5 protein-coding genes and 2 pseudogenes are annotated in these 12,315 nt (G+C 39.8%); 3 read left to right on the plus strand and 4 right to left on the minus strand.

Features of this window, described 5'->3' with window-relative positions:
- Positions 1-13: 13 nt before the first annotated feature.
- From NQ542_RS16730 to NQ542_RS16745, 4 genes are all read right to left on the minus strand, one after another.
- Positions 14-3,313, minus strand: a complete 3,300-nt coding sequence (locus NQ542_RS16730) for a SusC/RagA family TonB-linked outer membrane protein (RefSeq protein ID WP_005637563.1) — start codon at positions 3,311-3,313, stop codon at positions 14-16.
- 114 nt (positions 3,314-3,427) lie between these two features.
- Entirely contained in the window at positions 3,428-4,699 is a 1,272-nt protein-coding gene (locus NQ542_RS16735) for a FecR family protein (protein WP_005637561.1), read from the minus strand.
- Positions 4,700-4,731: 32 nt separating this feature from the next.
- Complete coding sequence (locus tag NQ542_RS16740; RefSeq protein ID WP_005637560.1) at positions 4,732-5,322, minus strand: RNA polymerase sigma factor; 591 nt, start codon at positions 5,320-5,322, stop codon at positions 4,732-4,734.
- A 51-nt stretch (positions 5,323-5,373) separates the two neighbouring features.
- Positions 5,374-5,622, minus strand: coding sequence for a hypothetical protein (locus NQ542_RS16745; protein ID WP_005637558.1), 249 nt, complete (start codon positions 5,620-5,622; stop codon positions 5,374-5,376).
- 564 nt (positions 5,623-6,186) lie between these two features.
- On the opposite strand from NQ542_RS16745, the gene NQ542_RS16750 reads away from it, so the two are divergent.
- From NQ542_RS16750 to NQ542_RS16760, 3 genes and pseudogenes are all read left to right on the plus strand, one after another.
- Positions 6,187-7,134 (plus strand): FecR family protein, encoded by a 948-nt coding sequence (locus NQ542_RS16750; RefSeq protein WP_005637554.1) that lies wholly within the window; start codon positions 6,187-6,189, stop codon positions 7,132-7,134.
- A gap of 255 nt (positions 7,135-7,389) precedes the next feature.
- Positions 7,390-10,678: pseudogene (locus tag NQ542_RS16755) on the plus strand (TonB-dependent receptor).
- A 13-nt stretch (positions 10,679-10,691) separates the two neighbouring features.
- Positions 10,692-12,242 (plus strand): annotated as a pseudogene (locus NQ542_RS16760) (RagB/SusD family nutrient uptake outer membrane protein).
- Positions 12,243-12,315 lie beyond the last annotated feature (73 nt).

Genomic DNA, 12,315 nt, shown 5'->3' on the forward strand with positions numbered 1-12,315 from the left:
TGCTTTATTTTAGTTAGAAATTCATGCGAACTCCGAATGTATATGAACGAGTTAACGGATAAGCTCCAAGATCGATACCATCGTTTACATCCACACTGCCTGTACCTGTATCTACAAATGAAATACCAGCTGGATCCATTCCTTTATAGTTGGTTATAGTGAATAAATTCTGACAACTAAATGTAAAGCGGAGATCTGCAAATTTGGAGACTGCTTTTGGTAGATTGTATGACAGGCTGATATTGTCTAGCCGGAAATAATTTGCTGATTCCAAATATTTTGTAGATGTTGCAGCTGCTTGATAATTATTACCTTTAACATTTACGGAAGGATAGCGGGCTGATTGTCCTTTTGTATCGAAATTATCATTCAAATACTCTTTAAGAGTGATGAAAGCAAAGTCACCAGTCATGGAGGTACCGGTATAACGTACCATATTGAAACGTTCAGCTCCGAATGAGCCAGTAAAGAATATGTTCAAGTCCCAATTTTTCCAGTGTAAGCTATTGTTCCATCCCAAAGTGAAATCTGGAGTGGCTTTACCAATAAAGGTACGGTCTTTGCTATCGATTATGCCATCCTTGTTCCGATCAACGAATGAGTCATTACCTGCTGCATCCAATCCAGTCCATTCATAACCGTAGAATGCACCGATCGGTTGTCCTACTGCTATACGGGTGACACCATCTGTGGAAAACATTCCGCTAGCGATATTCGCACCTTGGATAAAGTCCAAACCCGCCAGATCTTTTACTTCATTCTTTAAATAAGTACCGTTAAAGTTCGTATTCCAACTGAAATCTGAGCTTTCGAAAATATTTGCATTGATAGAAAAGTCAATACCACGATTGCTGATTTCAGCGGCATTCACCCAGTAAGAACCTCCACCGTCATAATTTGGAATTGTTCGTTTTAGTAGACCGTCTTTTGTCCGTTTGTCAAAATAGTCGAAAGATATATTCAATCGGCTATTCAAAATGGAAAAATCTAAACCTACGTCGAATTGGTGAGTCGTTTCCCATGATAAATCAGGTGTTGCAACAGTTTGTCCAATCCAATATCCTGTATAATAAGCGTTTCCTCCGAATGCATACATGGCTTGAGTCATTAATCCCAATGTTTCGTACGGATCGATGGCTTGGCTGCCGATCAAACCGTAGCTGGCGCGTATCTTGAGGTCTTGTATGAAATTCTGATGTTGCATAAAGTTCTCATTGCCCATTGACCAAGCGGCTGCAATTGAAGGAAACCAACCCCATTTATTGTTGAAAAACTTCGATGAGCCGTCGGCACGAATCGTTCCGGTCAGCATGTAACGGTCTTTGTAGTTATACATTACACGACCTACGCCAGACATCAGAGCCCATTTTGAATAATCGTTTTTCGCATTGCGGGTGCCGGCCATTTCTACATTCCACCATCCCACGCTTTCTGTCATCAGATTATTCCCACTGATATTCATATAGCGGTATTCTGATTGTGTAGCTTCGTAAACGGCAGTAGCAGTCAAAGCATGGTCGCCCCATTTACCGTTGTAGGTTAAGTTATTTGTCGTTTGTAAAGTCATTCGGTACGCATCATTGTTACTCATACTGCTTGAACTGGATACTTTTGTGGTAGCGAAAGAGTAATTTTTTACATCGTTGTAATCAATACCGTTGCTAGTCGTAAAAGTTAAACCAGGCAAAATGTTGAATTTTAAGTCTATATGAGCATTGACGATATCTCTCATTGATTCTCCGATTTGCTCATTAAGCAGACCTACCGGATTCAATTGGGTGATAGCACTGTATGGGTCACGTGTATAGGTGCCATCTTCATTCATGATTCCGAGTACCGGTGCATAATTCATTGCTATATTGACAATATTACCTTTTGCTGCGCTGAAATCGGCACTTCTCTTCACATTGTGAGATGCATTTACATCGGCCGTTAGGTGTAACCAGTCTGTCAGCTGAGAAGTAATATTGGCACGTGCCTGATAACGTTTGTTTGTATTTTCTTTGACAACACCTTCCTGTCCGACGTAGTTACCAGAAATAATATACTGGATTTTATCACTACCCCCTGAAAGAGTTAGTTTGTAATCCTGTGTGATGCCATTTTGAAAGATTTCGTCCAGCCAGTCTGTACCTGCTGTTCCGTTTTGAAATGCGGACAACTGTTCAGGTGAGAATGTCTCTTTCCGATATGTATTATATAGTGTTGCAAACTCATATGGATTGAGGGTTTCGTAACGTTTGGCTACAGTACCGACACCAATTTGTGCATCAAACATGATTTGACGGACATTTGCTTTACCGGTTTTTGTCGTGATTAGAACGACCCCATTTGCACCACGGGAACCATAAATGGCTGTAGAAGAGGCATCTTTTAATATTTGCATGGACTGAATGTCTTCCGGATTCAAACCTGTCAGACCACTTTCACGAACGATACCGTCAATTACATACAAAGGATCGTTACTGCGATTGATAGAACCGGAACCACGGACGCGAATCTTAACAGTTCCACCAGGTACACCGCTGCTCTGTACTTGAACGCCTGACACCCGACCTTGCAAAGCGTCTGATATCTGTGTGATCGGCTGATCTTTGAATGCCTTATTGTCCAAAACTGCTACAGAGCCTGCTAAATCGGCCTTACGAACTGTACCGTAACCTACAACAACGACTTCGTCGAGTGATTGATTATCTTCTTTCAACATAATGTTATAAGAAGACTGGTTGTTAACTGTAATTTCTTGTGGAAGATAACCGATATAGGAAATTTGCAGGATTGCGTTGGCAGGAACATTTTCCAGGGTAAATTTTCCATCTAGGTCACTGATTGTTCCGTTGGTCGTTCCTTTGATAACAATGTTAGCACCAGTAACAGGCCCCATATTATCTCTTACAATACCTGAAATTGTACGTGTGTCTTTTTGATTTGTTTTAGTATTTACAGGTGTTTCTTTTTTAGAAATGATTATCTGACGGTCAGATATGGAATAATTATTTTCCGTGTTGGAAAATAATTGATCAAGGATAGTCTCTATTTTCTGTTCTTTTACATTGATAGATACTTTACGGTTCAGATCAATAGATTTGTCTAGGTAAAAGAAGATAAATTCGCTGTTGTTTTCTATTTCGTTAATAATTTCTTTAATCGTTTTGTTTTCGTAGTTCATAGAGAATGATGCTTCTTGAGAATATGTTTCTGAAGCAAAACATGATCCTGTTGTCAAGAGTGCAAAAAGTAGAAAAAACTTCATGGCGCGTATCAGTTTTTTAGGTTGTTTTTCCTTTTGAGGAAACCTGATGTTCTTATTCATGTTGTGTTACGATTTAAGTTTATAATACGGTTTTAATACATGTAATTTTACTGTTGAGGAAAAATTTCTAAAATTTTATTCCTCTGAATCTAAGGTCCCATAATATTTTGATTTTTAATGTTTAACAATAAAAATATGAATCTGTTCGTCTATTTGCTCAACTTTGATCGGGGCTGCGTTCTGAAGAGCATTGAGTACTTTCTCCGGATTCTCTTTCAGATCCAGCTTTCCGCTGCAAGTGAGTTCACCGACTTTTTCGTCCCAATGGATTTTGATCCCATAGTATTTACAGAGCTTTTCCAGTACAGTGTCTAACTTCTGGTGATTGAATTGATAATACCCGTCTTTCCAGGCAACATAATCTTGTGTATTTACTTGGTGTACGGATTCTTTGTCTTTCTTGTTGTCATACAGGAACAACTGATTGGGACTTAATGTATTTTTCCTTTTTCCTTTTGTTTCGATTTCAACTTTTCCTTTTACCAGTACGACATGGCTGTTTGCATCATTATTGTAGGCAGAGACACAGAACTGAGTACCAAGGTCTCTGATTTCCATCTTTCTGGTTTTTACAATGAAAGGCCTTTTTTCATCATGTACTATGTCAAGATAGATTTCTCCTTCTATAAATATTTCCCGACTATCGGTGGTAAATTGAGCGGGGTAGATCACTTTTGAACCTGAATTCACCCAAATTTTGCTTCCATCAGTAAATGTAATAGAAGTACGTTTACCTATCGGGACAATTAGTTGATTGAAAGATTGGATTCCATCGTTTTTCTCCTCTTCTTTTTTTATGCTTTTTTCTTCAGAGTTTACATTAATGTTTCCTTCTTTTGTATATTCCAATTGGATATCTTTCCCTTCAATAGATATTTGTTTCCCTTTTGAAAGGATCAGCTGAACATTCTCTGATGGATTATCTACTTGTGGGATAGAATTTATCATTGCTTCATAATTAACTACTTGTTTCTGATCATGTAAAGTATGCCATCCATAAACGGAAATTATCAATAAGGATGCTGCGACAGAAGCTGCTATTTTTAGAAAATGAATTTTCTTTTTGTGTTTTTCGTATGATGCATTGGCCGTCTGTATGCGTTTCCATAATTCTTTTTCTTCGTCAATTGATAGGATACTATTTGTTGAGTAATTTTTTATGCCTTTAAGAAAAAGGCGAGCGACTTCGATCTCTTTGGAAAAAGTGTTGTCTGTTTGCTGAAGTTGATACCAAAACTTCCGATTATTTTCTGTCGGATATAATTCCGATTGCAGAAAATAATCGTCGTTCAGTAACTCGTCTGCCTTATATTTCGTATAGTCTTTCCCCATTTGTTTAAAAGGCTTTTTTATATAAGGAGACATTGTTTTCTGTTTTATACTCATTAAAAAGAATCTTTTTTTAAAAAAAGATATATTTATTGATATTTCATTGAAAGGTAGAGCAGTAGAAGATATAATCCGAAAGAACTGTGATTTTGTTTGATTTTTTTTAATGACCGTTGTATTAGGTTTTGTGCAGATTGGTAGTTTATATCCATCAATATACAGATATCTTCCATACTCATTTCTTGAATGAATCGGTAATATATGATCTCTTTTTGGCGGGGAGTCAGAATAGAAAGGATTTCTTTAACTTTTTTTTGTTGATTATTGTATTGTTCATTATTGACGAATTCGTCTTCAACAGTTGGTTCGAGTAAAAATGGAACTTGTTCCATTGCACTTCTTTCATAGATTGATTCTTTATAAAGAGTTCGTTGGATGCAGTTTTTTATGGCAACGAACAGATACACTTTGATATTATTGGGAACGATGAGACGCTCTCTGTTTTTGTATAATCCGGTAAAAACATCCTGGATGCAATCTTTTATAAGTTCCGTATCGGAGGTAAAGTTGTGTCCGTAACGGAACAGCATTTGTATGTAGACTTTGTATATCCAGCAATAAGCCTCATTATCGCCGGCTAGGAACTGACTCCATTTTATTTTGCTTTCATCTTCCTGCATAATTGTGCTGTATGGTCGCAAATATAATATTTTTGTTAGAATAACGGAAACTTACCGCAACTTCGTTAGGGCAACCTCACCAAAACCGTGGTTAAAAAAGCAGGTATTCCACTGGATTATAATCAGAAACAGTGCATAAAATCTCCTCAAACAAGGCAGATAAACAGCTCCACATCCCCGTTCCGGTTTCACGAAGATCCGGGTCTCCACCTCCTCCACACCCGGATCTCCCATGCCCTTCCACCCGGGTCTGAAGAAACTTTTCAAGTTGTTTTTCACCAAAAAGTAGCTTGTCTTCATGAAAAAACGAGCCTATTTAATCTGTTTTGTATTAGCTTCAGAATATATCTGAAATTTGATAGAATGTTGATATATAATGATTTATTATTTTTACCCATGATAGTTATGATAGATAAATGATAGTTAAAAATAGGAACTATCATGGAGTAACATGCTGTTTTACAATTATATAAATTTGATTATGATAGTATGATAGTTGTTTTGCTCAAAAAACTTTATATAGAAATACCCGTACTAAAGACAAGGATTGATTGTCCCTTATGATTTTGGTGCGGTTACACTACAACTTCGTTCAGAGCTTCGGAATCTTTCAGGAGAGTATTTTAAAATATTCCCGATCCTTCTTGGAAGGAGCTATTATTGCAGGTTTCCAAGACTGTGAATGATGACAAACAGGGGTTCTGGTTGGAACGGATATTTCTTGAAAAAGAACGTAGTTCCAAGAGAACTATGGTATTCGATATCGGAAGAAAAAATATAAAAATGAAATTTTTTCCATTTTTAACTGGGGATATAGGCTTGTGAACTGTTAGTATTATGTAAGCATAAGTAAAAAGATGAAAAATGGACAGGGAAACGTTATATAAGTTCTTTGAAGGAGCCGCTTCTTATGAAGAAGAAGTCCGGATCCGGCAATGGATGGAACATTCCCCGGAAAACAGACGAGAATTCTTGAAAGAGAGAAAGATATTCGACTCGATGTTGCTTCTTGGCGATGAAAAAACGATCGAAGAAAAGATGCGACACAAGTCATGGAGCTTGAGTTCTCTTGGAACTGAGTTAATCAAGATTGCGGTAGCTGTCGCTGTGACATTGGGGCTTAGCTTATTATATCAATTTGTTTCAGATAAAAATGGAGTTGTGCCGATGCAATCCATTTATGTTCCTACCGGACAACGGGTGAACATCACGCTGTCGGACGGGACGAATGTCTGGCTGAATGCTCGGACGAAGATCGTTTACCCGGCTGTGTTCGACAAGTCCGTACGCCAGGTAGCGGTAGACGGAGAAGCCTATTTCGATGTAGCCAAAGATAAGAAAAGGCCTTTTATCGTGGAAACGGGCAAATGTAATATGGAAGTGCTGGGAACAAAATTTAATGTGGAAGGCTATTCCGATAAAGACGATTTCGAGGTTACGTTGATGGAAGGAAGTGTGCGAGTTGCCTCCCGTATCGGTCTGGGGGATACATTGATGTTGAAGCCGGACAGCAAAGCTTGCCTGCAAAAGGACGGCAGGCTGAAAGTCATTCCGGTTGACGATTACAATCCCTATCGTTGGAAAGAAGGACTGATATGTTTTCGGAACGAATCATTCCTCTCGATCATGAATGATCTGGAGAAATATTTCGGAGTTAGCATAGTTGTTGAGAATAAGAATGTATTGAAATACTATTTCACGGGAAAGTTCAGGCAAGCAGACGGTATCGACTATGCGTTGAGGGTATTGCAGAGGGATATTCGTTTCAAGTATGAACGGGACGATGAAAATCAGATTATTTATATTAGGTGAACACAAGTAATAGAAGAACAGAAATAAAAAACACAATAATTAGTATTAACCTTATAAAATAAAAGGAAACATGAAAACAGGCAGTCAATAACAGAAAAATGCCGGCAAGCGCTGGGGGGCATTTACCGGCATTCCAATCAACACAATTTTAATTCATTGTATTAACTTCAAATCAGTTACAAAGGTATGAAAAAAAACTTTTTGTCGGGGGGATATTATCCGAAAACTCCGTCAGGTAAAAAAATCTTGAGAACTATGCGAATATCCACATTCCTTTTGGGAGCCTGCGTATTCTGTTCGTATGCTGAAGATTCACATTCGCAGAATGCCCGGGTTAGTATTAACAAGAACAATTCTCAGTTAGAGGAAATTCTAAATGAGATTGAAAGTCAGACAGATTATTTGTTTATCTATAATAACCAGGTAGATGTTAACCGGAAAGTTTCGGTAAAGGCGAAAACGAAACCTGTTTCAGAGGTATTGGATAACCTGTTCAAGAATGCGGGTGTCGAATATGAAATGGAAGGAACTCATATTATTTTGTCTTCGAAAAGCCGGGATGCGATCGCTGCCGCTCAACTGCAGACACATGTCTTAACCGGTCGGATTGTCGATAATAACGGCGAAGCGATCATTGGAGCGAACGTGGTGGTGAAAGGTACTACAAATGGTACGGTTACCGATATAGATGGTAATTTCTCTATCGAGGCCGATCCTAATTCGGTTTTGAATATTTCTTATATTGGTTACCTGTCAAAGGAGATCGTTGTCGGTAACCAAAAAACAATCAATGTCGTATTATTGGAAGATACGAAAACGCTGGATGAAGTTGTCGTGATCGGTTACGGTACGCAGAAAAAGGCGGACTTGACCGGTTCTGTAGCTAACGTGAGCACAGATGATTTGAATACACAGAGCAACACTACTATCGGGCAGGCCTTGCAAGGTAAGATTGCCGGTGTGGATATCGTTTCGCAGGGTGGTGCGCCGGGCGGTAGTACCCGTGTCATGGTCCGTGGTATCGGAACGTTGAACAATTCTTCTCCTTTGTATATCGTGGACGGTATGTATATGAGTGGAATCGATCATATCAATCCGAACGATATTGCCAGTATCGATGTGTTGAAAGATGCTTCTTCGGCTGCGATTTATGGTTCACGTGCAGCTAACGGCGTCGTTATAGTAACGACAAAAGAGGGAAGCAATACGGAAGGGAAACCGATTATCGATCTATCGGCCAATGTCGGCGTCAGTTCGCCTTCCAAATATCTGGATTTATTGGATGCTGCCGGCTGGGCGGAAGTGACGACCGTTTCCAGAAGGGGCCGGATTGAGTCCGCTCGAAATGGCACAGGATTTGGCTTCAAAACCGGATAATGACTGGCAGGACTTGATGTTTGGTCCGGCATTGATGCAAAACTATGCGCTTTCTGTGAAGGGAGGAGGTAAATATTCCACCTACTATAATAGTGTGGGGTATACGAATCAGGACGGCGTGATGAAAGGCACGAACTACCAGCGTTACACGTTGCAGAGCAAACAGGATTTCAAGAAGGGTATTTTCCAGGCTGGGACAAATGTCGTGTTGACTTATGATCAAAGTAATCCTTTATATTCGGTCATTAGAGGGGGAATGGTCGGACATACGTTGCAGGCTATTCCGACATGGGAACAATATGATGAAAACCGGACAGGTGGATATGGTGGCTTGTACGGAGACGTTGTGAATTTGACTCATCCGTTAGGTATGGTGGACGATAATTTAATGAAGAGATATAGTGATAATGTAAAAATATTTGCAAATGCTTATGTCTCCGTAGAATTAATGAAAGGTCTGAAATATAAGTTAAACCTGACTCCGGATTTCCAATTTTATCGCTATAATAGTTATGAAGGTCTGTTTGATTTCGGGCTGGCAAAACATGATATAACAGCGGTGACGGAACAGCAGACCCGTACACGTAATATTTTGGTCGAAAACTTGCTGACTTTTGATCGTACGTTCGGAGACCATAAGGTGTCGGCTCTTGTCGGATATACATATCAGGATTCCCGGTATCGTTATATGCAAGGTTCCGGGCAAGGAATGCCGACTGGAATTACTGAAATAGATGCCGCATCTCAAGGATTGGCCGTAAGTGGTAATTCAAGCCGCAGCGTGTTGACTTCCATTTTAGGACGTGCTTTCTATTCTTATAAGAATCGCTATTTGTTGACTGCGACCATTCGCCGTGATGGTTCTTCTAAGTTCGGTTCCAATTATCGGTATGGTAATTTCCCATCGGTATCTGTTGGTTGGAATATTGCAGAAGAGGATTTTGTAAAGAATAGCGTATCTTGGTTGGATCAGTTGAAGTTGAGAGGCGGATATGGGGTGCTAGGTAATCAGGAAATTGATAACTATCAATATGTGTCTGTTGTTACGACCGGCATTAATTATCCGGATGGAAAGAGCGGACTGATACAAGGTGCTTTCCCAAAAACGTTTGCCAATCCGGATATCAAATGGGAAGAAACGGCGATGACGAATGTCGGTATTGACTTTATGGCCCTGCGTAATCGTTTGACTTTGACTGCCGATTGGTATGTAAAGAATACGAAAGATATCTTGTTGAATGTGCCTATTCCTATTTCTACGGGAGGTGCTAATGATCCGATTCGTAATGCAGGTAAGATCCGTAATCAAGGATTTGAATTTAATTTGGGATGGAATGAGTCTTTGAATAAGGATCTGTCCTATGGTGTAAGTTTCCTTGGAACTTATAATAAAAACGAAGTGGTGGAAATGGGGGCAGAATCGCAGGTAATTACCGGTGGGACGATTCATGGAGGAACTTATACGAGCAGAACGTTGGCCGGTTATCCTATAGGTGGTTTTTGGTTGATTCCTACTGACGGCTATTTTAATAGCACGGAAGAGGTGCAAGCTCATCAGAAAGATGGGGTTCTGATTCAGCCGAGTGCCGAACCCGGCGATATTCGTTTCAAGGATACAAATAATGACGGAACGATTAATGATGAGGATCGTGTGTATTGTGGCAGCCCATTCCCGAAATTCACCTATTCGATCAATGGTAATATTACGTATAAGAATGTTGATTTCTCGATTGGTTTCCAAGGTGTCACTGGTAATAAAATTTATAATGCGACGAAATTGGAATTGACGGATGTGACCCGTGGTACGAACTATTTGGCAAGTACTTTGGATTATTGGACGCCTGAAAATCAAAATGCGTCCTCTCCTCGGCTGATTTGGACCGACCCGAATAGGAATGCCCGTTCCGAATCCGACCGTTATTTGGAGAGCGGTTCTTATTTCCGCTTGAGAAATCTTCAGGTAGGTTATACCTTGCCTACGGTTTGGTTTCATGGCTTTGTCCAGAAAGCTCGTGTGTATGTCAATGCGGAGAATCTCTTTACGATCTCCTCTTATTCGGGGTATACGCCGGACGTGAATTCTTCAGATGTATATTCTCGTGGTTTCGATGAATTTATATATCCTTCTAATCGTACATTTATGTTTGGTTTGAATGTCACATTTTAAATAAAATAACAGTATGAAACGAATATATCTATATTTTATATCTTGTATAATGGTTGTTACAGGTTTGTGTACTTCGTGCGACGCTCAGTTGGAGCAGATGAATCCGAACAAGGCGACCGAAGATACTTTCTGGCAGACCGAAGCTGACTTTGAATTGGCTTTGACTTCATGCTATACCCCTTTGAAAAATGCTCTAAACGGGGGATATTATGGAACTCGTGGTGTAATGATGCGTATTGCTCGTGCGGACGAAGTGGAGTTTAGAAACGATATCAGCGATGTCTTTCAAGCCTGTTATTTTACAAATACAAATGGTAATTCTCTTTCACAAGGGATGTTTTATCAATTCTATAATGCATTGTATAGAACGAATTCAATCATGCAGAAGCTGGAAGAGAAGCAAGGAGAATTCGGAGAGGATTTCGTCAATAAGGTGAAGGCGGAGTGTTTGTTTATTCGCGGGTTCTATTTGTTCCAATTAGGAAAAGAGTTTAAAAATGCACCTTTGCGTCTGACAGCTTCTCAGTCTCCTTCTACATTCCCTTTGGAAAAGTCTTCTCAGGCCGAGATATGGTCGCAGGCTGAACAGGATTTGCTTACTGCGGCTTCTTTGTTGCCGGTGAAGAATGATGTTATCGGAAAACCGACAAAAGGTGCAGCGTATGCTGTGTTGGGTAAAATATATGTATATGAAGAAGACTTTGATAAGGCAATTGAAATATTGGAACCTTTGACAAAATCACCTTATACGTATCGTTTGGTAGAGGATTTTGCATGGAATTTTGATGATGTACACGAAAACAATGAAGAGAGTATTTTCGAATTGTTGATGGAGCCGGTTGGTGGAACGGATATTTGGGGAGATGGAGAGAATATCAATTCGACTCAAACGAATACACGTCCGAAAGAATATGCGGCACCGGAAGCCAGTGGTTGATATGAGGCAAATCCGACCCCGCAAATAATGGATTATTTCTTGGAAGAAAAAGATAAAGATGGAAATTTTGATTATCGTGCACGTTCATCGGTTGCTTGGGATTATGAAGGATGTATGTATTATTTGAAGCCTTTTCGGGAGAAGTTTGCAGAAGACAGATGGAATACATATTGGATTTTGAAATATCAGAATTGGAATACGGCCGAATCGGAGGCTGATCCGCCTATGTCTTGCATCAATGAACGGGCGATACGGTATGCAGATGTGCTTCTTCTGCTTGCTGAGTCTTATTTACGTGGAAAGCAGGATTTGCCGATGGCAATCGGGTATTTGAATCAGATTCGTGAACGGGCTAATTTGAACCCCTATAGCGGAGCACAGACGTATGAGGCTGTCTTTAATGATTTGGAGCGTCAGCGTGCCATCGAGTTCTTTGTGGAAGGGGAACGTTTTTACGATCTTCGCCGTTGGGGATTGTTGGAAAAGCGTATGCAGACTTGTAATGAAGTTCGGTATAAACAATTAATGACTGGTAAGGTCGGGGATACGAATCGTTATTATTATTATCCTATACCATCCAAGGAGTTGGAGACAAATCCGTTATGTACCCCGAATGAAGGTTGGTGATTGACCGTTTTTTAATAGGTATTATTCTAAGGGTCGGTTGTAATGGTGTAAAACATGTTATGGCTGGCCCTTT

The sequence above is a fragment of the Parabacteroides merdae ATCC 43184 genome, assembly GCF_025151215.1.
Lineage (GTDB): Bacteria > Bacteroidota > Bacteroidia > Bacteroidales > Tannerellaceae > Parabacteroides > Parabacteroides merdae.